The organism is Microbacterium sp. 01T413_2 (assembly GCF_056398985.1).
The window spans coordinates 154512-175870 of sequence record NZ_JBFTQL010000002.1 but is presented as its reverse complement, the minus strand read 5'-3'; the positions used below and the strand labels follow the sequence as shown (position 1 = coordinate 175870).

Here is a 21359-nt window from a genome sequence, read left to right as displayed (position 1 = left end):
TGTGCGGCTTGCGGCATGGGCGGACGCCTAGAGTTCAACCATGCGCAGAGCGAGCCGACCCGCTGCCCCCGATGTGCCGGAGCTGCCCCTCATGGAGGCGGCCGCCGCCGACGCACAGCTCGACATCAAGCCGACCTGGCGGGGCTGGATCCACGCCGGCACCTTCCCCATCGCGATCGGCGCGGGCATCGTGCTCATCGTGCTCGCACACGGCACCCCCGCGAAATGGGCAGCCGTCGTGTTCATGGTCACATCGCTGCTGCTGTTCGGCAACTCCGCGCTGTACCACCGCTTCGACTGGAAGCCGAAGACGAAGGCGATCCTCAAGCGCATCGACCATGCCAACATCCTGCTGCTGATCGCCGGAACCTACACGCCGCTCGCGACGCTCGCACTCGCGCCGCAGAAGGGCACGCTGCTGCTGATCCTGGTGTGGTCCGGGGCGATCCTCGGGATCCTGTTCCGCGTCTTCTGGATCAACGCCCCGCGTTGGCTGTACGTCGCGCTGTACCTGCTGCTCGGCTGGGCGGCGATGATGTACATCGTCGACCTGCTGCACGCCAACGTCGCGATGATGGTGCTGGTCTGCGTGGGCGGACTGCTCTACACCGGCGGCGCGATCGTGTACGCGATGAAGAAGCCCAACCCGTGGCCCGGGAGGTTCGGCTTCCACGAGATCTTCCACGTCTGCACCGTGCTGGCCTTCCTCTGCCACTGGACCGCGTGCCTGCTGATCTCGCTGGCACCGCTGCAGCCGTCGCTGGGCCTGCCCGGCTGAACCGGGCCCGCCTTCCTGAGCCCGGCGTACCGGGGTGGATCCGCTCTGCCCGGCGGTGTCAGGAACGGGGAGCGTCGGCCTCGCCCTCGCCCGCGTCATCACCCTGGGCGGCGTCCTCGGCGTCGAGCTCGGCGCGCACCTCCTCGCGGTAGCGCACCCGGCGGATCCGTCGCTGCATGTCCCAGATCAGCAGAGCCGCGAACACGACGATCACCGCGACGATCACGAATCCCACGGGTCCCGGGGTGACCAGGTTCGGGTCGACCGTCGGAGTCGGAGTAGGAGTCGCCGTCACGGCGGCAAGGATCGCCTCGATCATGTCTCAGCCTTTCTGGGCACGGCCCCGTTCGGGCCCCAGGCCTGGATCGGGATAACCTGGAACCACCAGCCTAACGATCGGATGCACCTCGCCGTGACGACCCCCGCCCAGCTCGACGAGCGCTACGGCCGCGGACCCCGACGGCGCCTGCCGATGATTCTCACGATCGCCGCCGCCGCGGTCGTCGTCGGCGTCTTCGGCTGGTGGACATGGCAGGGATCCGCCGACACCGTCGACGTCACCGGCACGGGCTTCCACCTCGGCGACGATCACACCGTGACGGTGTCATTCCAGATCTCGGCGCCCACGAACCGGCCTGTGCACTGCATTGTGGAGGCGCAGGACGAGGAGTTCGGGATCGTGGGCTGGCGACTCGTCACCTACCCCGCATCGGAGCAGCACGCCCGGGCGTTCACCGAGCATGTGCCGGTCGTCTCAGCTGCGACAACGGGTTTGGTGAACTCCTGCTGGGTGTCCTAGGCTCATCGTGTTGAGCGACGCCCCGGCAGGTGCCGGGGCGTCTTGGCATATCCGGGACCTGCTGTTCCCGGATCCGATTCGCAAGGAGTTCACCGTGTCGAACGACGCACAGGTCCCCTTCCTCACCCAGGAGGCCTACGACCGTCTTGTCGCGGAGCTGGAGAACCTCTCCACGATCGGCCGCGAGGAGATCGCCAAGCGCATCGAGCTCGCGCGCGAGGAGGGCGACCTCAAGGAGAACGGCGGCTACCACGCCGCCAAGGACGAGCAGGGCAAGATCGAGGCCCGTATCCGCACGCTCGAGACGCTGCTGAAGACCGCCAAGGTGAGCGAGGCCCCGGCCAGCCGTGGCATCGTCGAGCCGGGCACTGTCGTGACCGCGACGGTGGCGGGCGGCGAGGAGGTCTTCCTCCTCGGCAGCCGCGAGATCGCCGGCGGCACCGACCTCGACGTCTACAGCGAGGCGAGCCCTCTCGGATCCGCGATCCAGGGCCTCAAGGTCGGTCAGAAGACCTCGTACGAGGCACCCAATGGCCGCTCCATCGAGGTCGAGATCCTGAAGGTCGAGACCTTCGCGGGCTGATCGCACCCCGCAGACGACGAACCCGCCGCGCCATCGAGGGCCGGCGGGTTCGTCGTATGCAGAAGACTCCTCGAGCCGTCAGTCCTGCACCACGATCGGCTCGAAGCCGGCCGCCCGCAGCGTGTCGAGGGTGAGCTCGGAATGCTCGGGACCGCGCGTCTCCACACTGAGCTCGAGGATGACGTCGTTGATCTGCAGTCCGTGGCCGTGCCGCGTGTGCATCGCCTCGATGACGTTGGCACCGGCGTGCGCGATCAGCTCGGACACCCGGGCGAGCTGACCGGGGCGGTCGGGCAGCGGGATGCGCAGCGTGAGGTAGCGCCCCGAGGCGGCGAGGCCGTGCGAGACCACGCGCTGCAGGAGCAGCGGGTCGATGTTGCCGCCCGAGAGCACGGCCAGCGTGGTGCCGCTCTCGTGAACCTTGCCCGCCAGAATCGCCGCGACGCCGACCGCACCCGCGGGTTCCACTACGACCTTGGCCTGCTCGAGCAGCAGGAGCAGCGCGCGGGCGATGTCATCGTCGCTGACGGTGACGACCTCGTCGACGAGTTCGGCGATCATCGCGAAGGGAACGTCGCCGGGGCGCGCCACGAGGATGCCGTCGGCGATGGTCGGCTGCGTGGTGATCTCCACAGGGTGCCCGGCAGCGAGGGACGGGCCCATGGCCGCGGCGTTCTCCGCCTGCACTCCGATCACCCGGACCGTGCGTCCCTGCTCCGCCGCGCGTGCCTTCACGGCCGCCGCGACGCCGGCGATCAGGCCGCCGCCGCCGATGCCGACGAGGATCGTGTCGACGTCGGGCACGTCCTCGACGAGCTCCAGGCCGAGGGTCGCCTGGCCGGTCACGATGTCACGGTGGTCGAAGGGCGGGATCAGCACCGCACCGGTGCGCTCGGCGAACTCGGCCGCGAGGCGCAGCGACGTGGCCACGGTCTCGCCCTCGAGCACGACCTCCGCGCCGTATCCGCGGGTGGCGAGCAGCTTCGGCACCGGCACGCCCATGGGCATGAAGATCGTGGCGGGGATGCCCAGCGCCTGCGCCGCGAGGGCCACGCCCTGCGCGTGGTTGCCGGCGGAGGCCGCGACCACGCCGCGGCCGCGCTCTTCCGCCGTGAGCGTGGAGAGCCGGTGCACGGCGCCACGGATCTTGAACGACCCCGTGCGCTGCAGGTTCTCCATCTTCAACAGGACGGGCGAGCCCAGCACCTTCGTGAGCGCGACCGAGGGCAGCGTCGGGGTGCGCACGATCACGCCGTCCAGGCCGTCCGCCGCCTGCTGGATCTCCGCCAGGGTGGGGACGTGGGCGCCGGTCGGGATCGTGTCGTTCGTCATCGCTTGCTCCTTCTCCGCGCCCGGGGCACGGTCTGCCAGATGTAGTCGCCGTTCGGGGCGGCGCCGGTGCGCCACGCACCGGAGTTGACGGTCACGGCGGCCACGTTCACGAACGCCGCGAGCGGCACCGCGAACAGGGCTCCGGGGATGCCGGCGATCAGAGCGCCGCCGGCCACCACGAGCACCACCGCGAGCGGGTGCACCTTGACGGCGGATCCCATCAGGATCGGCTGCAGGATGTGGCCCTCGATCTGCTGCACCGCAAGCACGACGACGAGCATCCACAGCGCGATCCACGGTCCGTTGTAGACGAGCGCCAGGAAGACCGCCAGGGTGCCCGTGACGACTGCGCCGACGATGGGGATGAAGGATCCGAGGAACACCAGCACGGCGACGGGCACGGCCAGCGGCACGCCCAGCAGGAACGCGCCGAGACCGATGCCGACCGCGTCGATGAAGGCGACCAGCATCTGCGTGCGCGCGTAGTTGATGACGGTGGCCCAGCCGTTGCGCGCGGCAGCGTCGACGGCCGGGCGGGAGGCCTTCGGGAAGAGCTTCACGGTCCAGCCCCAGATCCCGCCGCCGTCGGCGAGCAGGCAGAGCAGGATGAACAGCGTCAGCACGGCTCCGGTCGCCACATGCCCGAACGTGGTGCCGACCGCGATCGCTCCGCTCTTCAGCAGTTCGCCCTGCTCACCGAGGAACTTCACCGACTGGTCGAGCAGATCCTGGATCTGCTTCGCCGTGAGGTGCAGCGGACCGTCGAGGAGGAACTGCTGCAGCTGCCCCCAGGCGGCGACGGTGCGCGTCTGGACGCCGTCCCATTGCTGGGTGATCTGCCAGACCGCCAGCCACAGCAGACCGCCCACGATCGCCAGGGTGCCGACGAGCGCCACGACGATCGCAAGCCACCGCGGCCAGCGCGCCCGCAACATGGTGCTGAACGCGGGCCAGAGCAGAGCGGTGAGCAGGATCGCGACCATCAGCGGGATGACCAGGATCTTGAACAGCATGACCAGCCAGATCACGACACCGAGCGCGGCGGCGATCACCAGCAGCCGCCAGGCGTAGGAGGTCGCGATGCGCAACCCGGGAGGCAGCGATCGCTGCACGTCGTCGCGTACGTCCACATGGCCGGTGACGGTGCGCTGGCGGATGAGATCGCGCAGCCGGGGGGTGCTGTCCTCGCTCATCGGCCCAGTCTACGGGCGCGACGACGGGCGCCTCGTCCGCGCGACGCCGGGCGCCTCGTCCGTGCGACGGCGGCCGCCTCGTCCGTGCGGCGGTGTCCGGGCACGTCCGATGTCGATGGCTGTCGGTACGCTGACCGACGTGACCGACACCCCCGCCATCGCCCGCCGGACAGCCGCACGCCCCGCGACCGCCACGCTGAGCGCCGGCGAGGCCCGGCGGATCGCGCTGGCCGCGCAGGGCTTCTCCCGGCGGCGCCCCGCGGAGCCGGGCGTGCGCCACCTGCACACGGCGATGGCGCGCATGGGCGTACTTCAGATCGATTCGGTGAACGTGTTCGCGCGCTCGCACTACCTGCCGCTGTTCTCGCGCCTGGGCGCATACGACCCCGCCCTGCTGGAGCGCGCGTTCCTGTCCCGCCCGACCGCCGCGCGATCCGGCCGGTACACCGAGTACCTGGCTCATGAGGCGACCTTCCTGCCCGTCCAGGACTGGCCCCTGTGGGGCTTCCGCCGCGACGCGTTCCGCGCCAAGCGGGGCGAGTTCTGGGGGCGGACCTCCTCGGCGCGCACGCTGGACTGGGTCCGGTCCGAGCTGCGCGAGCGGGGAGCTTCCCGCCCCGCCGAGATCCGCGGCGACGCCCCCGGCGGCAAGGCGGGCTGGTGGGAGTGGGACGAGGTCAAGCACGCTCTGGAGTACCTGTGGCGCATCGGAGAGGTGGCGATCGCCGGACGCGACGGCTTCGAGCGCCGGTACGCGCTCGCGGAGGACGTGGTGCCGGCCGACCTGCTCGGGCGCGATCTGGACCGCACCGCCGCGATCGGCGAACTCGTCCGGCGAGCGGCCAGGGCGCACGGAGTCGCGACCGCCGCCGATATCGCCGACTACTACCGGATCAAGGACCGCGCGGGGGTGCTCGGCGCGATCGACGACCTCGTGGAGCAGGGCGAGCTGGAGCCCGTCCGGGTGCGCGGGTGGGAGCGCGGCGGTCGCCCCGTGCCGGCCTGGCGGCACGTCGAGGCCGTCCTGCCGCGGCGCATCGAGACCACCGCGATCCTCACGCCGTTCGATCCGGTCGTGTGGTTCCGTGACCGCGCGCTGCGGGCGTTCTCGCTGGACTACCGGATCGAGATCTACACGCCTGCCGCCAAGCGCCGCTACGGCTACTACTCGCTGCCGGTCCTGGTCGGCGATCGGATCGCCGCCCGGCTGGATCTCAAAGCGGATCGCGCCGCGGGCACGCTGCGCGTGCAGTCCGCATGGTGGGAACCGCAGGCCCGCCCCACGGACGACCTCGAGCCCATCGCCGCTGAGCTGCGCATCGCCGCCGAGTGGCAGGGCCTCGAGCACGTCTCAGTGTCCGGCTGGGGTGACGCCTCCGCAGCCCTCGCCGATGTGCTGGACGGGCATCCGGAGCGGGTCCACCGGCACGACGTAGGACGATCCGATCAGGTGCCGCTCGGGATCTGATCGTCAGCCCGAGAGGGACGTGAGGGTTTCGGCTCGGTCGCCTTCGGCGTCCTCGCTCAACCTTGATACGCGAAGGGCTCAATGCCGCTTCGCGGCATTGAGCCCTTCCGTATCAAAACTGGACGCGCGGGGGCTCCGCGATGGCGGCGCCGTCGGCCACCTCGAAGAACTCGCGCTCGGTGAATCCGAGGTTGCGGGCGAAGAGGTTGTTCGGGAACACCTTGATCTTGGTGTTCAGCTCGCGCACACCACCGTTGTAGAACCGGCGCGAGGCCTGGATCTTGTCCTCGGTGTCGACGAGAGCGGCCTGCAGCTGCAGGAAGTTCTGGCTGGCCTGCAACTGCGGATACGCCTCGGCGACCGCGAACAGGCTCTTCAGCGCCTGCTGCAGGTGCCCCTCAGCGGCCCCTGCCTCACCTGGGCTGGAGGCCGACAACGTCTCGGCGCGGGCGCGCGTGACGTTCTCGAACACCGCCTTCTCGTGCGCGGCGTAGCCCTTCACCGTGTCGATGAGGTTGGGGATCAGATCGGCCCGGCGCTTGAGCTGCACAGTGATGTCGCTCCACGCCTCGTCGACGCGGACCCCCAGCTGCACGAGTGAGTTGTACGTGGCCCACAGATAGATGCCGACGGCGATGATCAGGACGACGATCACTCCGACGACGACGAGTACTGGAACAAGAACATCCACGGACGACGACCCCCCTTGCAGACGCGGTTTCGGCCCATCCTATCCCGGCATGCTCCGTGTTGGCCGGGCTGCCAGGGAACCGTCAGGCACCGAGCACGCGCTCCAGATAGCCGTTGCCGAATCGGCGCTCCGGATCCAGCCGGTCGCGCACCGCGAGGAAGTCGTCGAAGCGCGGATAGCGCTCCCGGAGCTCGTCGGATCCCAGCGTGTGCAGCTTGCCCCAGTGCGGCCTGCCACCGTGCGCGAGGCAGATCCGCTCCACGGCCTCGAAGTACTCGCGCGGGTCGTGGCGCCAGTAGCGATGCACCGCGAGGTACGCGGAATCGCGCTCGTGCGCCGTGGACAGCCAGCGGTCGTCGGCCGCCGCGAAGCGCACCTCGATCGGGAACTCGATGCGCCAGCCGCGCTTCTTGATGAGGGCTTGCACCGCGCGGAACACGGGCACGATCTGATCCTGCGGCAGCGCGTACTCCATCTCGCGGAACCGCACCGTGCGGCTCTGCGTGAGCACGCGATGAGAGAGATCGGTGTACTCGCGGTCACCCGTGAGCTTCACCGCGAGACGGCTGAACGAGGGGGTGATCGCGGGCACGGCGACACCGGCCGCGCACACGGCCCGGTACACGCCGTTCGAGAGCAGTGTCTCGTCGATCCACTTGCCGACCTTCGGCAACGGGCGCCGCACCGTCGACTCCGGAAGCCGCTCGGTGGTCTTCGTGAGCGCCACGTCCGTGTGCGGGAACCAGTAGAACTCGTAGTGGTCCGCCGCGGCCACACGCTCGTGCACGCTCTCCAGCACCTCGTCCAGCGGAGCCGGCTCATCGACCGCGTGCATCACGAACGCGGGCACGCACTGCAGAGTCACCTCGACGAGGATGCCGAGCGCGCCGAGTCCCAGTGCGACGGCCGGAAGCAGCTCGGCGTTGTGCTCCTCGTCCACGCGGAGGAACTCGCCCGCCGCCGTGATCAGGGTCGCGCCCACGACCTGGGCCGCGATGCCGCGGAAGGCTGCGCCCGTGCCGTGCGTGCCCGTGGAGATCGCGCCGGAGATCGACTGCCGGTCGATGTCGCCGAGGTTCTCCATGGCCAGGCCGTACGGCGCCAGCAGCGCGGGGATGCGGTGCAGACGTGTCCCCGCGAGCAGCGTGACGCGGCCCCGTGCCTCATCGGCCGAGACGAGCCCCTGCAGGTCGTCGAGCTCCAGCAGCACATCGGGAGCGACCGCCACCTCTGTGAAGCTGTGACCGGCGCCGACCGCCTTGATGCGCAGTCCCTGGGCGGCCGCAGCCAGAACGGCGCGCTGCACACCCTCCGGGGAGCGCGGGCGCTCGACGCGGATCGGTCGGATCGAGGCCGAACGGCCCCAGTTCTGCCAGGTTCCGCCCATGCGTGTCACAGGAACGCCTTTCCCTCACCGCGATAGGTGGGCAGTTCGTCGACGACGCGATCGCCGTCGACGAGGTGATAACTCAGGATCCGTTCGGCGGGCTCGCCGCTCTTCGCGTGCCGCAGCCAGACGCGATCCCCCACTCGGAGCGTGCGGGCGGCCTCACCGCGCAGCGGCGTCTGCACCTCACCCGCGGCCTCCCGCGGCGCCGTCTGCAAGCCTTGCGGCCACACCGGCAGTGGCTGACGCGAGGCGACCGGCGGTCCGGAAGCGATCCACCCGCCGCCGAGGATCGTCGCGATGTCAGACGCAGGACGGCGCACCACGTCGAATGCGAAGGCACTGGCGGGCGCCGGCGCGAAGGAACGGTAGCCGTCGAACAGGTGCCCCGCGAGCAGCCCGCTTCCGGCCGTGATCTCGGTCAGCGCCGGATCCGATCCGGTGTACTCCAGGGATCCGGTGCCTCCTCCGGTGACGAACTCGAGGGGCACCAGCGCGCGCACCGCCTCAACGATGCGCGCACGCCGCTCGCGCAGCTCCTGCCGGGACTGCGCCTGCACGGTGCGGATCAGCGTGTCGCCGCTGCCGGTGTCATCGCCCTGGCCGGCGATCTGCGCCTCGTACATCTGCAGTCCGACGAGGCGGAAGCCGTCGCGCTCGGCGACCCTGCGGGCGAAGCGCGCGACCTCTTCCGGCGTGTGCAGGGGCGAGCGGAAGACGCCGATGTGGCCGAGAGCCGGGGCGCGCCAGGAGGCGTCGGCGTCGATCGCGATGCGCACCCGAGGCCTGCGCGAGGGTGCGGCGACCGCGTCGATGAGGTCGAGCTGCGATTCGTCGTCGACCATCAGCGTGATCCGGGCGACCGCGCGCTCGTCGGCGAGCAGGCGCTCGAGCCCTGGACGATCGGCGGTCGGGTAGGCCAGCACGATGTCGTCGTGGTCCTCGGCGAGCCAGCGCGCCTCGGCCAGCGTGAAGGCGAGGAGGCCCCGGTACCCGGGCACCCGCAGCGCGGCGTCGATGACCTCGCGCACGCGCACCGACTTCGTGGCGATCCGGATCGGCAGCCCGCCCGCGCGCACCACCATGTCCATCGTGTTGTAGCGCAGCGCGTCCAGGTCGATCACGGCGACCGGCGCGGGCAGGTGCGCCGTGGCCTCGGTCAGGCGCGGCCACCAGCGGGCCGGATCCTCCCAGGCGTGCCCAGCGGGGCGGGCGGACGCGGACGCGTGGCCCCGATCGGCGATGAGCTCGAGCACTCCCCCACCCTATTGGCTCCGAGTCAACATCGCTCGCGGGGCCGCGCTCGCTAGGCTCGACGTGCGGCCCCCGTAGCCCAACGGCAGAGGCAGGCGACTTAAAATCGCTTCAGTCTGGGTTCGAATCCCAGCGGGGGCACCTCGACATCGGCCGCACCGCGCGCGGGACGCCGGAAACGGCGCGATCACGCTCCGCGGGCTCGCGCACGCCGCGGTCAGCTCTCCGGGCGGTCGTCGAGCCAGACCGCATCCCAGTCCAGGATCCGGGCTTCGGCGAGCCCCTCCGTCACGAACGGATCGGCGGCGATGAAGCGCTCGGCGGCGTCGCGCGTCGCGAAGATCCCCATGGATCCGGCCGCCGCGTCCGCGGTGGCGAAGGGGCCGAGCGCGATGAGCTCGCCGCCGGCGGCGTGGAAGGCCCGGTAATAGGCCTGATGACGGGGGAAGACCTCGCCCACCCTCGCCCGGTCCACGCCGTCGCGCAGACGGTACAGCACGACATGGTTCACAGACGGATCGTAGCGCCGGCTCCCGCTACGGCCGGGGACGATCCGAGGTGTCGTAGGCGTGGCGCGCGGAGGCGATGCTCGCCAGATGGTCACCCGACCAGTTCACCAATGCGGAGAACACCGGTGCCAGACTGCGCCCGAGCTCCGTGATCTCGTACTCCACCCGCGGCGGGATCTCCGCATACGTGGTGCGCGAGACGAGCCCGTCGCGCTCGAGCTGGCGGAGCCGCTGCGTCAGGACCTTCGCCGTGATGCCGTCCACGAGATCTCGCAGATCGTTGAACCGCTGACGGCCGTGGGCCTCCAGCTGCCAGAGGATGGGCGTGGTCCAGCGGCTGAACACGATGTCGACAACCGGCGAGATCGGGCATCCGCCGATCCCGAGACCGGGGAGCGTCCTCTCCCTGGCAGGAGGCGTCGGGGCGGTCGTGGACGCAGTCATCGGGGCTCCTCGAAATCGTTCCCAGTTTCTCCTAGGTACCCAGTGTACTGCGGAAACTAATGTGGAGGCAATGCACGAACGGACCCCCACAGGAGACACTCCCATGACCGCTTCCTCCACTGTTCCGCCCGTGGCACGCCCCGGCATCGCGCCGGGCATCGCACGCCCCGGGCTCGTCCTCGCCTTCCTCTCGATCGCGCAGTTCATGGTGTTCCTCGATGTGAGCATCGTGAACGTCGCGCTGCCCTCCATCGAGCACGACCTCCGGATCTCCGAGGCGAACCTCCCCTACGTCGTCACGCTGTACGGCGCGATCCTCGGCGGCTTCCTCCTGCTCGGCTCCCGGCTGGCCGACGGGCTGGGACGACGCCGGATGCTGCAGATCGGGCTCACAATGTTCGGACTCGCCTCGCTCGCGGCGGGCATCGCGCAGGACCAGAGCATCCTGTTCACCGCCCGCGCCGCGCAGGGCCTGGGCTCCGCACTCATCGCCCCGGCCACCCTCTCGACGTTGACCACCACGTTCACCGGCGGCTCGGCGCGCGCGAAGGCGCTCGGCGTCTGGGGAGCGCTGACGGGGATCGCCTCGGTCGCCGGCGTCACGCTCGGCGGAGTCCTGTCCGACGGCCCGGGCTGGCGCTGGATCTTCTTCATCAACGTGCCCGTGGCGCTGGCCGCAGTGCTGCTCGCGCCGCGCGTGGTGCCGGAGAGCCACGGTTCGCGCCGCCGCTTCGACGCGTTCGGGGCGGGGCTCCTCACGAGCGCGCTGCTCAGCCTGCTGTTCGGACTCGACGAGACGATCGAGCAGGGCTGGACGAGCCCGGTCGTGATCGGTTTCCTCGCCCTGGGCGTGCTGCTGCTCGCCCTCTTCATCGCCGTCGAGCGGCGCGCGGCCGCGCCTCTCGTGCCGCTCGACGTCTTCCGGCCGCGGCTGACCCGCTACGCGAACCTCGCCACCCTGTTCCTGCTCGGGACTGTGGTGACCGTGTTCTTCTTCGCCAGCCTGTTCCTGCAGCAGGTCCTCGGCTACACACCCCTGCAGACGGGGCTCGCCTACGTGCCGCTCGCCCTGCTCGTCGCCATCGGCGCGGGCGTCGCGTCGAACCTGGTGTCGCGCATTCCCGGCAGGATCGTGCTCGTGAGCGGCCTCACGCTGCTCACGACCGCGCTCGTGTTGCTCATGCTCGCGCCGGCGTCGATCGACTTCCTGACCGGCGTACTGCCGATCTTCGCGCTCGCCGGGCTCGGCATGGGTCTCTCGTTCGTGCCGCTGCAGATCGCCGCGCAGGCCGGCGTCCCCGAGGAGCGGGCCGGACTCGCGGCCGGCCTCATCAACACCAGCCAGGAGGTGGGCGGCGCGCTCGGCGTCGCCGTATCGGCGACTTGGGCGTTCCGCCGCGTGGATGCGCTCACCGAGGCCGCGCACGGCGATCCGGCGCTGATCGAGGCGGCACGCACCGCCGTCTTCCACGACGGATTCACCGTGGGCGCGGTGTTCGCCGGGCTCGCGCTGATCACCGCTCTGATCCTGCTGCCGGCGATCCCCCGGCACGAGGGCCCGATCGCCGCATGATCGGAGGGCCGCAGGGCGCGAGCGGCGCGTTCCGCGCGCGCCCCGCCGCCCGCATTCAGGACGGAGCGCGACTTTCTCACCACTGGGGACGAATCTCGAAAGCACAGAACGCCCCCGGTTCCTCTGTGACGAGGATCCGGGGGCGTTCTGAACGAGACGGGGCCTACTTGGCGGCGCCGACCGTCTCCTTGGCCTTCTCGACTGCGGCCGGAGCGGCCTCGGCGGCCGGTCGCGGACGGGCGGCGAACTCGTCGAAAACGGCGCGCGGCGTCTGCACGGCCTCGAGGCCGACGATGTCGCGGCCGAGCCACAGGTTGTTCCACCAGCCCCACAGCACGCGCCACTTGCGCTCCCACGAGGGCATCGCGAGGCCGTGGTAGCCGCGGTGCGCGATCCAGGCCAGGAAGCCCTTCAGGGCGAGGTTGCCCGACTGGAAGACGCCGTTGTAGAGGCCGAGGCCGGCGACCGCGCCGAGGTTCTTGTGGAAGTAGTCCTTCGGCGTCTCGCCGCGCAGCACCGCCACGAGGTTCTTCGCGAGCAGCTTGGCCTGGCGCACGGCGTGCTGCGCGTTCGGCACGCACATGCCGCCCACGCCGCCGCCGGACAGGTCGGGGACGGCCGAGACGTCACCGGCGGCCCAGGCCCCCTCGACGAAGGCGTCGGCGGTGCCCACGCGCAGGTCGGCGCGGGTCTGGATGCGGCCGCGCTCCTCGACCGGCAGGTCACCGCCGCGCACGACGGTGGGGTTGGCCATGACGCCCGCGGTCCACACGATCAGGTCGGACGGGATGACCTCGCCCGTGGAGAGCTCGACGTTGCCGTCGACCGCACCCTTGACCTGCGTGTCCAGGTGCACGTTCGCGCCGCGCTTGGCGAGGTCCTTCAGCACCCACTCGCTCGTCTTCAGCGAGACCTCGGGCATGATCCGGCCCATCGCCTCGATGAGGTGGAAGTGCGTGTCCTCGAACGACAGCTGCGGGTACTTCGCGATCAGCGACGATGCGAAGGAGCGCAGCTCGGCGAACGCCTCGATGCCGGCGAATCCGCCGCCGACGACGATGACCGTGAGCAGGCGGTCGCGCTCGGGTCCGGCGGGGATCGAGGCGGCCTTGTCGAAGTTCGACAGCAGCTTGTCGCGCACGGCGACGGCCTCTTCGATGGTCTTGAGCCCGATCGCGTTGTCGGCGATGCCGGGGATCGGGAACGTGCGCGAGACGGCACCGGCGGTCACGACGATCTGGTCGTACGCGAACTCGTACGGCTCACCCTGCGACGGCGTGATCGTGGCGACCTTGTTCGCGTGATCGATGCCGGTGACCTTGGCGGTCACCACATTCGTGCGCTTCAGGTGGCGGCGGTGGGCCACGACCGCGTGCCGCGCCTCGATCGACCCGGCAGCGACCTCCGGCAGGAAGGGCTGGTAGGTCATGTACGGCAGCGGGTCCACCATCGTGACCTCGGCCTCGCCCTTGCGGAGATGCTTCTCGAGCTTCCACGCGGTGTAGAAGCCGGCGTAACCACCGCCCACGATCAGGATCTTGGGCGCGGCAGCGCTCTTTGCCACGGTGCTCTCAGTCACGGAGGCTTACTCCTCAGTCATCGGGATTTTGGCGTGCAGATGCGCGCGCCGAACGGATGCGCCGGGCAGCAGCGGTGACGCCAAGCGCTATCAGGATACCAGGCACGGTGAGCGCCACGAGCGGGAGGGTACCGTACAGCAGCGAATCGGGGCTGGGGATCAGCGGCGAGGTGGCCTTGGTCGGGGTATCGGCCTCCGGCAGAGGCGGGATCGCGACCGGCGTCGAGGTCGGCGCGGCAGGCGCGGGAGCCTCGGCGCGGCGGTTGAGGCGGATCCAGTCGGCGAGGTCGCCGAGCGGGTTCTGATCGACCGACGGCAGCGACGCGGTCACCGCGGCGGCCGCGTCGATCAGCCCGTAGCCGTACAGCGGATCCGGATGCGCCGTCATCTGCGGCGCCGGACGGGCGGTCTGGATGATCTGGTTGATCACGTTGTTCGCGTCCATGTCCGGATGCGCCGCACGCACGAGCGCCACCACGCCCGCCACGATGGGGGCCGCGCCGCTCGTGCCGTTCCAGGTCTCGATCGATCCGTTCGCATCGACGCCGAGCAGCGACTCGCTGGGGGCCGAGACCGCGATCGAGATGCCCTGCGTGGAGGCGGCCTTGCTGGCGACGCCGTGCTGATCCACTCCCCCGACCGCGAGCACGCCGGGAATCGTCGCGGGGGCGCCGACCATGGCCGTGCCGCTGCCGCGGTTGCCCGCGGCCACCACCACGACGACATCGTGCTGGAAGGCGTAGAGGAACGCATCGTCCCAGCTGCGGTCCCATTCCAGCGTGTTCGTGGTGAACGAGAGGTTGATCACGTCGGCGCCGTGGTCGACGGCCCATTTCATCGCATCCGCCACCTGCTTCGTGAACGGCACCGGCGCCGTGGTTCCGAATCCGAGCGAGATGGAGAGCAGCTTCGCCTCGGGCGCGACGCCGATCATGCCGGTGCCGTCGGCTTTGGGCCTGCCCGCGGCCAAGGAGGCGACCCGGGATCCGTGATCGCTGTCCAGCGGCCCGAGCGGCGTCCGGCCGTCGTCGGATCCGATGCCGGACACATCGGTGCCGTCGGTGACAGCACCCTCGAACGGGGCCGGCCCCTTGGCGATGCCCGTGTCGATGACGGCGATGGTGACACCCGCACCGCGGGTGGTCTTCCACGCGGCGTCGATGTGCGCGCCCTCGAGCCAGTACTCCGCCGTGCGCTCGGGGTCGGTCGGACTGGGCGTCGGGGTCGCCCCGATCGCGAGCGGCGCCACGAGCGCGAGCGCGAGCACCGCCACGGCGGAGCGGATCCGCCGGGCGTTCAGGATGCGTGTGGTCGACGTCATCGGACTCGGTTCACCGCCCCAGGGCGGCTCCCGGCTCCAGGCACTCGCAGCGCTCGGGCGACCATCGCGCCCGCCGCAGGGCCTCGTCGCCGATCGGGTTGACGCCCTCCCCCGCGGCCAGGGCATGGCCGGCCAGGGCGTGCAGGCACTTCACGCGGGTCGGCATGCCGCCGGCGGAGACTCCGGCGATCTCGGGGACGTCGCCGTACTGCGCGCGGTCGGCGAGGTAGGCCTGGTGGGCCTGCAGATAGGCGGCTGCGGCGTCCTCCTCCTCGAGCAGCGCGGCGAGCTCGGGCATCACGTGCTCGGCCTCGAGGGTCGACATCGCGGCGGCCGCGGCCGGGTGCGAGAGGTAGTAGAACGTGGGGAACGGCGAACCATCGGCCAGTCGCGGAAGCGTCGCGACGACGGTGGGGTTGCCGCAGACGCAGCGCGCGGCGATCCCGACGACTCCCCTGGCGTCGCGGCCGAGCTGTGCGGAGACGACCGCGATCTCGGCGTCGGTGGGCGGGGCGAAGGGCGGCGTGGTCACCCCTCCAGGGTACGGGGTCCGCCTGCGGGACGCCTCAGCGCGCGGCCGAGCCCGCGGCGGTCTTGGCAAGGCCCGCCCCGGTCACGCTGCGCAGCAGCTGGCCCGCCCAGTCGGACGACTTCACCTGCGCGGTGTCGCTGACGGCGGCCTGCTCGACGGGCTGCGCGGCGGGATCGATGTCGTTGTCGATGAGGTAGACGACCTCGCCCGGCTTGACGTAGAACAGGCGCTCCCTGGCCTGCGCGGTGATGTACGCCGGGTCGTTCCAGCGCTCGCGCTCCGCGGTGAGATCGTCGATCTGCTTCTGCGTGACCTGCACCGAGTGCTCCAGGGCCGCGATCCGCTGCTTCTGGTCGAGATAGGTGCCGAGCGTGGGCACGAGCACCCACGCGCCGAGGACGACGAGCGACAGCATGATGACCATGAAGCCGCTGAGCCGGATGCCGCCGACCCAGCTCCGCACGTCGACGGCCCGGTCGGGAGCGGGCCGGTCGGCGCGTCCCGCCGCGCGGACTCCCGAGGCAGCGGGGGCGGACGACGAAGGAGGAGTCCGACGTGTCGTCATGACTCCTCCTCCGTATCGATCAGCCACCGGCCCGATGACCAGACAGGCCGTCAGCGGCCCCTGGCCGGTGACAAGACCAGCAATGTGCGGATGTGCCGCTCAGCCCTTGAAGCGCGGGAAGGCGGAACGCCCGGCGAAGACCGCCGCATCGCCCAGCTCCTCCTCGATGCGCAGAAGCTGATTGTACTTGGCGACGCGCTCCGACCGAGCGGGCGCGCCGCTCTTGATCTGGCCCGAGTTCACGGCGACGACGAGGTCGGCGATCGTGGTGTCCTCGGTCTCTCCCGAACGGTGCGAGAGCATCGTGGTGTAGCCGGAGCGGTGCGCCAGGCTGATCGCGTCGAGCGTCTCGGACAGCGTGCCGATCTGGTTCACCTTGACCAGCAGGGAGTTGGCGACACCCAGGTCGATGCCCTTCTGCAGGCGCTCCGGGTTGGTGACGAACAGGTCGTCGCCGACGAGCTGGATCGCCGAGCCGAGCTTCTCGGTGAGGCCCTTCCAGCCGTCCCAGTCGTCCTCGGCCAACGCGTCCTCGATCGTGACGATCGGGAAGTCCTTGACCAGGCCCACGTAGTAGTCGGTGAGCGCGGAGGCGTCCCAGTCCTTGTCGTCGAGGCGGTACACGCCGTCGTTGTAGAACTCGGTGGCGGCGGCGTCGAGCCCCAGCGCGATGTCGGCGCCCGGCGTGAAGCCGGCCTTCTCGATCGCCTTGACCAGGAACTCCAGGCCCTCGCGGTTGCTGGGCAGGTCGGGGGCGAAGCCGCCCTCGTCGCCGAGGCCGGTGGCGAAGCCCGCGGCCTTCAGCTCGCCCTTGAGCACGTGGTAGACCTCAGTGCCCCAGCGCAGCGCCTCGGAGAAGCTGTCGGCGCCGATCGGGGCGAGGAAGAACTCCTGCATGTCGATGCCGTTGTCGGCGTGCGAGCCGCCGTTGATGACGTTGAAGAGGGGAACGGGCAGCAGGTGCGCGTTCGGGCCGCCCAGGTAGCGGAACAGCGGCAGATCTGCCGAGTCGGCCGCGGCCTTGGCGACCGCGAGGCTCACGCCGAGGATCGCGTTCGCACCCACACGGCTCTTGTTGTCGGTGCCGTCGACCTCGATGAGGATCTCGTCGATGATGCGCTGCTCGCTGGCCTCGACGCCCTCGATCGCGGGCCCGAGCTCGTCGATGACCGCCTCGACGGCCTTCAGCACGCCCTTGCCGCCGTAGCGGCTCTTGTCGCCGTCGCGCAGCTCGTACGCCTCGAAGGCACCGGTGGACGCACCGGACGGCACGGCGGCGCGCTGCACGATGCCGTCGTCGAGGAGCACCTCCACCTCGACGGTCGGGTTGCCACGGGAGTCGAGAATCTCGCGTGCGCCTACAGCCTCGATCAGTGCCACAGGGTGCTCCTTGTTCAAGAGGGAAGTGGGGTGGTGGAGCGACGTCGATCCGCCGCCCAGTCTAGTCGGAGCCGCGCGCGGACCACGGATGATGATGCACTCGCGCGGAGTCCCCTCACTCCTATCACGCTGCGGTGCGGGATCGGTATTGTTCCGGTGTGGCGCTCAATCCCCTGCCTCCCCTGCTCACCGCGGCGCCCCGCCGGATCCGCGACGGGAGCGGAGAGGTGCGCGTGTCCGCGGACATCGAGGGAGCGGATCCGCTGTGGTTCTCGGTCGCCGGGGAGCACGAGGCGATCCTCGGAGATCGAGCCGACCACGTCGCCGTCGCCCTTCTGCTTCCGGCGATGCGGTACGGGCGCGACCTCCACGTGGGCGGGACGGTCACCGACAGCCTGCTGCACCGGCTGAACCACGACCTGCAGCCGCTCGTCCGATCGGTGCATCCCGGCTACCGCAGAGTCGCCGTGACGGCGGATGATGTCCTCCCCGCCGGATCCGCCCCGGCCGGAGTCGTGACCGGCTTCTCCGGGGGCGTGGACAGCTTCGCGACGCTCATGGAGTACGCCCTCCGCCCCGGCGTGCCGTCCGGCATGCGGATCACTCACCTTCTGAACAACAACGTGGGGGCCCACGGCGACGGCGGCGGCGCACTGTGGGAGACGCGCTACCGGGCGCTGGCGCCCCTCGCCGCCGATCTCGGTCTTCCGTTCCTCCGCGTCGACAGCAACATCGCGGTGCACTACCCGCACATGGGGTTCATGGAGACGGCCACGTTCCGGAATGCGGCCGCGGTGCATCTGCTGAACGGGGGCGTCGGACGCTCGTACCACGCATCCGAAGGCGCCTACCGGAACGTGCGGATGCCGCCGCTGCACGGCGACATCGGCCTGGCGGGCGCCATGACGTTCCCGCTGCTGTCGACCCCCGCACTGACGCTCGAATCGACCGGTTCCGGCCTGTCCCGCATCGAGAGGACGCTCGCCCTCGCGGGAACGCCCCACGCGCGATACCTCGACGTGTGCATCGATCCCGACCCGGCGCGGACGACGAACTGCTCACGCTGCTGGAAATGCATGCGCACCATGCTGACCCTCGAGGTGGCGGGCCGTCTCGAGGAGTTCGTGCCGCACGTGTTCCGACGCGAACCGTATCTGGCGCAGCGGGCGCGCTACTACGTCGAGCTGCTGGCATCGGAGGAGCCGAACGACGTCGAGCTGGTCGAGTTCGCCGATGCGAAGGGCTGGCGATGGGGATCGGCGACGCGACCGCGCGCGGCATTGCGCCGCGCCGCACGCGCGACACGGACGGCGGCGAGCTCGCTGCGACGACGAGTCCGACCCGACGTGGCCTAGGCGCATCCGATCGCCGCCGTCTCGGGCCCCGTCCCCGGAACGAGGAAGGGCCGCGCGGTGCAACCGCGCGGCCCTCCTCAGCTCCCTGCCTGGTGCAGGAACTTACTTGTTGTACGACTTCACGACGTCGAGCAGGTTCGGGACGTTGGCGTACGCCTCGGCGGCGTTGTCCTTGGTCACGATGACCGGCGCGAGCAGGAACGACGGGACGACCTTGACGCCGTTGTTGTACGACTTCGTGTCGTTGACGTCGACCTTCTCGCCCTTCTGCAGCTCCTGCGACATCTTGATCGCCTGGGCGACGAGCAGCGACGTGTCCTTGTTGATCGTGGAGTACTGCAAGCCCTCCATGATCGACTTCACGGACTCGACCTCGGAGTCCTGACCGGTGACCACCGGGACGGGCTTGCCGGCCTGCTGCACCGAGGTGATGATGGCGCGGGCGAGGGTGTCGTTCGGGCTCAGCACGCCGTCGATCGTGGCGGAGCTGTAGTTGGCGGTGAGCAGCGCGTCCATGCGGCGCTGCGCGTTCTCCGCCTTCCAGCCGTCGGTCGCGGTCTGGGTGATCTCGGTCTGACCCGAGACGACCTTGAGCGTGCCGTCCTTGATCTTCGGCTCGAGCACATCCATCGCGCCCTTGAAGAAGACCGCCGAGTTCGCGTCGTCGGCGGATCCGGAGAACAGCTCGATGTTGTACGGCGCCGGGTGACCCGCGCGCTTGGCGAGACCGTCGAGCAGGGCCTGACCCTGCAGCTGGCCGACCTTGAAGTTGTCGAACGCGACGTAGTAGTCCACCGCGTCGGTGTTCTCGATCAGGCGGTCGTAGGCGATCACGGTCGCGCCGGCATCGTGCGCCGCCTTGACCTGGGTGGACAACTGCTTGCCGTCCTTCGCCCCGATGATGATGACCTTCGCACCGCCGGTGACCATGGCCTGGATCTGGTTCTGCTGCTCGGCGACCGTGTTGCTGGCCGGCGCGTACTGCACGTCGGGCTTGAAGCCCGCCTTGGTCAGACCGTCGGTGAACAGCTTGCCCGCGAGCACCCAGTTCTCACTGGTCTTGTCCGGCAGGGCGACACCGATCTTGGCGTCGGCGGCGAAGCCCTTCGCTGCCGCACCGCTCGAAGCGGGGGTTCCGCCGCGCTCGGACGAGCAGCCGGTGAGGGCGAAGGCACCCGCGACGACGACCGCTGTCGCCGAAAGGAGGATCTTCTTCATTGGGATCTCTTTCTCTCTTGGTGTGTGCATCTCAGGTGAATGCAGGATCGTGCCGCGAACGGCCCGGACCTCTTTTACTTGCCGCTCGCGCTGCCGGGAGCGGTGGTGCTGAACGGTTCCTCCGCGCGGGAGAACCGTCGGGTGATGAAACCGGTCAGGGACGGGCGGCCCTGCTGCTTGTTCCAGACGTCGACGGCGACCGCGAGCAGCAGCACGAGGCCCTTCACCATCGAGACGACGTCCGCGCCGAAGCCCAGCAGCGCCATGCCGTTGTTGAGGAACGCCATGACCAGACCACCGATGATGGATCCGATCACGGTGCCGATGCCGCCGGAGACGGCCGCGCCGCCGATGAACACCGCGGCGATCGCGTCGAGCTCCCAGCCGTTGCCGTCCTGCGGGCCGGAGGCCGTCGCACGGGCCACGTAGATCATGGCGGCGACGGAGGCGAGCACGGACATGTTCATCATCACGAAGAAGTCGGTCCAGCGGTCCTTCACACCGCTCAGGCGCGCGGCCTGACGGTTGCCGCCGACCGCGTAGAGGTGGCGGCCGAACACGGTGTTGCGGGTGACGAACGTGTAGACGATGACCAGCAGCAGCAGGATCACGCCGGAGATCGGGAAGCTCGTGCCAGGACGGCCGGTGGCGAACAGCCAGCCAGCGACGAGGATCAGCGCGGACAGGATGACGACCTTGACGACGCTCACCCAGACCGGTGCGACCTCGGTGCCGGCCTTGCGCTGCGAGCGGCGCAGGAAGACCTCGAAGACGACGACCCAGACCACCGCGAGCACTGCGAGCACCATCGTGAGCACGTTGAAGGCGAGGGGCACGGCGAGCTCGGGCAGATAGCCGGCGCCGATCCACTGGAAGTCCGCGGGCACGGCGACCGAGGTCGACTGGCCGAACCACTGGTTGGCACCGCGGAAGAACAGCATGCCCGCCAGGGTCACGATGAACGCGGGCACGCGCACGAAAGCGACCCAGAAACCCTGCCAGGCGCCGACCAGGGCGCCGAGCGCCAGGCCGAGGAGGATCGCCGCCCACCACGGGAAGTGCCAGTTCGCCATCGACTGCGCCACGATGATGCCGACGAACGCGGCGACCGAGCCGACCGACAGGTCGATGTGGCCCATGATGATGACCATCACCATGCCGATCGCGAGGATCAGGATGTAGGAGTACTGGCTGACGACGTTGATCAGGTTGCCGGGCGAGAGCGTCAGCCCGCCGGTCCAGATCTGGAAGATGATGATGATCACGACCAGGGATCCGAGGATCCCGAACTGACGGCTGGTGGACTGACCGCCGCCCATCATCTTGCCGAGGTCGCGGAAGCGGAAGCCCTCCTCGGGCGCCGGCGTCGTCGTCGGCGGGGTCTGAGTGGTCATGGTG

General features: G+C 70.0%; 21 protein-coding genes and 1 tRNA gene. 7 read left to right on the top strand and 15 right to left on the bottom strand.

Annotation, left to right across the window (positions count from 1 at the left end; genetic code table 11):
- The first annotated feature begins 40 nt into the window (after positions 1–40).
- Positions 41–778, top strand: a complete 738-nt coding sequence (trhA, locus tag AC1DMN_RS02095) for a PAQR family membrane homeostasis protein TrhA (RefSeq protein ID WP_477229443.1) — start codon at positions 41–43, stop codon at positions 776–778.
- A gap of 58 nt (positions 779–836) precedes the next feature.
- Here trhA and AC1DMN_RS02090 read toward each other — a convergent pair whose 3' ends face one another.
- Entirely contained in the window at positions 837–1097 is a 261-nt protein-coding gene (locus tag AC1DMN_RS02090) for a hypothetical protein (RefSeq protein ID WP_477229444.1), read from the bottom strand.
- Between the two features lie 93 nt (positions 1098–1190).
- On the opposite strand from AC1DMN_RS02090, the gene AC1DMN_RS02085 reads away from it, so the two are divergent.
- Both AC1DMN_RS02085 and greA read left to right on the top strand, forming a co-directional pair.
- On the top strand, positions 1191–1577 hold the full coding sequence (locus tag AC1DMN_RS02085; protein WP_440734605.1) for a DUF4307 domain-containing protein: 387 nt from the start codon (positions 1191–1193) through the stop codon (positions 1575–1577).
- A 94-nt stretch (positions 1578–1671) separates the two neighbouring features.
- Complete coding sequence (greA, locus tag AC1DMN_RS02080) at positions 1672–2160, top strand: transcription elongation factor GreA (protein ID WP_477229445.1); 489 nt, start codon at positions 1672–1674, stop codon at positions 2158–2160.
- Positions 2161–2238: 78 nt separating this feature from the next.
- Here greA and ilvA read toward each other — a convergent pair whose 3' ends face one another.
- Both ilvA and AC1DMN_RS02070 read right to left on the bottom strand, forming a co-directional pair.
- On the bottom strand, positions 2239–3492 hold the full coding sequence (gene ilvA, locus AC1DMN_RS02075; RefSeq protein WP_477229446.1) for a threonine ammonia-lyase: 1254 nt from the start codon (positions 3490–3492) through the stop codon (positions 2239–2241).
- Positions 3489–4685: an AI-2E family transporter gene (locus tag AC1DMN_RS02070; protein ID WP_440734607.1), complete on the bottom strand. Its 1197-nt coding sequence runs from the start codon at positions 4683–4685 to the stop codon at positions 3489–3491. Before AC1DMN_RS02070 ends, ilvA begins: the two co-directional genes overlap by 4 nt.
- A gap of 139 nt (positions 4686–4824) precedes the next feature.
- On the opposite strand from AC1DMN_RS02070, the gene AC1DMN_RS02065 reads away from it, so the two are divergent.
- Positions 4825–6153, top strand: coding sequence for a winged helix-turn-helix domain-containing protein (locus AC1DMN_RS02065; RefSeq protein WP_477229447.1), 1329 nt, complete (start codon positions 4825–4827; stop codon positions 6151–6153).
- A 112-nt stretch (positions 6154–6265) separates the two neighbouring features.
- Here AC1DMN_RS02065 and AC1DMN_RS02060 read toward each other — a convergent pair whose 3' ends face one another.
- The 3 genes from AC1DMN_RS02060 to AC1DMN_RS02050 form a co-directional block, all read right to left on the bottom strand.
- Positions 6266–6844, bottom strand: coding sequence for a LemA family protein (locus tag AC1DMN_RS02060; RefSeq protein WP_440734609.1), 579 nt, complete (start codon positions 6842–6844; stop codon positions 6266–6268).
- Between the two features lie 82 nt (positions 6845–6926).
- Positions 6927–8240 (bottom strand): D-arabinono-1,4-lactone oxidase, encoded by a 1314-nt coding sequence (locus AC1DMN_RS02055; RefSeq protein ID WP_441976290.1) that lies wholly within the window; start codon positions 8238–8240, stop codon positions 6927–6929.
- Positions 8237–9475: an alanine racemase gene (locus tag AC1DMN_RS02050; RefSeq protein ID WP_477229703.1), complete on the bottom strand. Its 1239-nt coding sequence runs from the start codon at positions 9473–9475 to the stop codon at positions 8237–8239. Before AC1DMN_RS02050 ends, AC1DMN_RS02055 begins: the two co-directional genes overlap by 4 nt.
- A gap of 78 nt (positions 9476–9553) precedes the next feature.
- Between AC1DMN_RS02050 and AC1DMN_RS02045 the strand changes: the two genes are divergently transcribed.
- Positions 9554–9626: transfer RNA gene (locus AC1DMN_RS02045), tRNA-Leu, on the top strand.
- A gap of 76 nt (positions 9627–9702) precedes the next feature.
- On the opposite strand, the gene AC1DMN_RS02040 is transcribed toward AC1DMN_RS02045, so the two are convergent.
- Positions 9703–9996 carry a YciI family protein gene (locus AC1DMN_RS02040; RefSeq protein WP_477229448.1) on the bottom strand — a complete coding sequence of 98 codons (294 nt, stop codon included), beginning with the start codon at positions 9994–9996 and terminating at the stop codon, positions 9703–9705.
- 25 nt (positions 9997–10021) lie between these two features.
- Positions 10022–10438 carry a winged helix-turn-helix transcriptional regulator gene (locus AC1DMN_RS02035; RefSeq protein ID WP_477229449.1) on the bottom strand — a complete coding sequence of 139 codons (417 nt, stop codon included), beginning with the start codon at positions 10436–10438 and terminating at the stop codon, positions 10022–10024.
- 103 nt (positions 10439–10541) lie between these two features.
- Between AC1DMN_RS02035 and AC1DMN_RS02030 the strand changes: the two genes are divergently transcribed.
- The gene (locus tag AC1DMN_RS02030) at positions 10542–12011 is read left to right on the top strand and encodes an MFS transporter (RefSeq protein ID WP_477229450.1); all 1470 of its coding nucleotides are present in this window, start codon (positions 10542–10544) and stop codon (positions 12009–12011) included.
- 163 nt (positions 12012–12174) lie between these two features.
- On the opposite strand, the gene AC1DMN_RS02025 is transcribed toward AC1DMN_RS02030, so the two are convergent.
- From AC1DMN_RS02025 to eno, 5 genes are all read right to left on the bottom strand, one after another.
- Positions 12175–13590 (bottom strand): NAD(P)/FAD-dependent oxidoreductase, encoded by a 1416-nt coding sequence (locus AC1DMN_RS02025; protein WP_477229451.1) that lies wholly within the window; start codon positions 13588–13590, stop codon positions 12175–12177.
- A 13-nt stretch (positions 13591–13603) separates the two neighbouring features.
- A complete protein-coding gene (locus tag AC1DMN_RS02020) occupies positions 13604–14911 on the bottom strand; it encodes a S8 family serine peptidase (RefSeq protein ID WP_440734617.1) in 1308 nt (435 codons plus the stop codon).
- 10 nt (positions 14912–14921) lie between these two features.
- Positions 14922–15443: a DUF501 domain-containing protein gene (locus AC1DMN_RS02015; RefSeq protein WP_440734618.1), complete on the bottom strand. Its 522-nt coding sequence runs from the start codon at positions 15441–15443 to the stop codon at positions 14922–14924.
- Between the two features lie 34 nt (positions 15444–15477).
- Positions 15478–16008 (bottom strand): FtsB family cell division protein, encoded by a 531-nt coding sequence (locus tag AC1DMN_RS02010; protein WP_440734619.1) that lies wholly within the window; start codon positions 16006–16008, stop codon positions 15478–15480.
- A 99-nt stretch (positions 16009–16107) separates the two neighbouring features.
- Positions 16108–17388, bottom strand: a complete 1281-nt coding sequence (gene eno, locus AC1DMN_RS02005) for a phosphopyruvate hydratase (protein ID WP_477383872.1) — start codon at positions 17386–17388, stop codon at positions 16108–16110.
- Positions 17389–17546: 158 nt separating this feature from the next.
- Here eno and AC1DMN_RS02000 point away from each other — a divergent pair, with 158 nt between their 5' ends.
- Positions 17547–18743, top strand: a complete 1197-nt coding sequence (locus AC1DMN_RS02000; protein WP_477229453.1) for a hypothetical protein — start codon at positions 17547–17549, stop codon at positions 18741–18743.
- Positions 18744–18845: 102 nt separating this feature from the next.
- Here the strand turns inward: AC1DMN_RS02000 and AC1DMN_RS01995 are convergent, their stop codons facing one another.
- Entirely contained in the window at positions 18846–19961 is a 1116-nt protein-coding gene (locus AC1DMN_RS01995) for a substrate-binding domain-containing protein (RefSeq protein WP_477229454.1), read from the bottom strand.
- A 74-nt stretch (positions 19962–20035) separates the two neighbouring features.
- On the bottom strand, positions 20036–21355 hold the full coding sequence (gene mmsB / locus AC1DMN_RS01990) for a multiple monosaccharide ABC transporter permease (RefSeq protein ID WP_477229704.1): 1320 nt from the start codon (positions 21353–21355) through the stop codon (positions 20036–20038).
- Positions 21356–21359 lie beyond the last annotated feature (4 nt).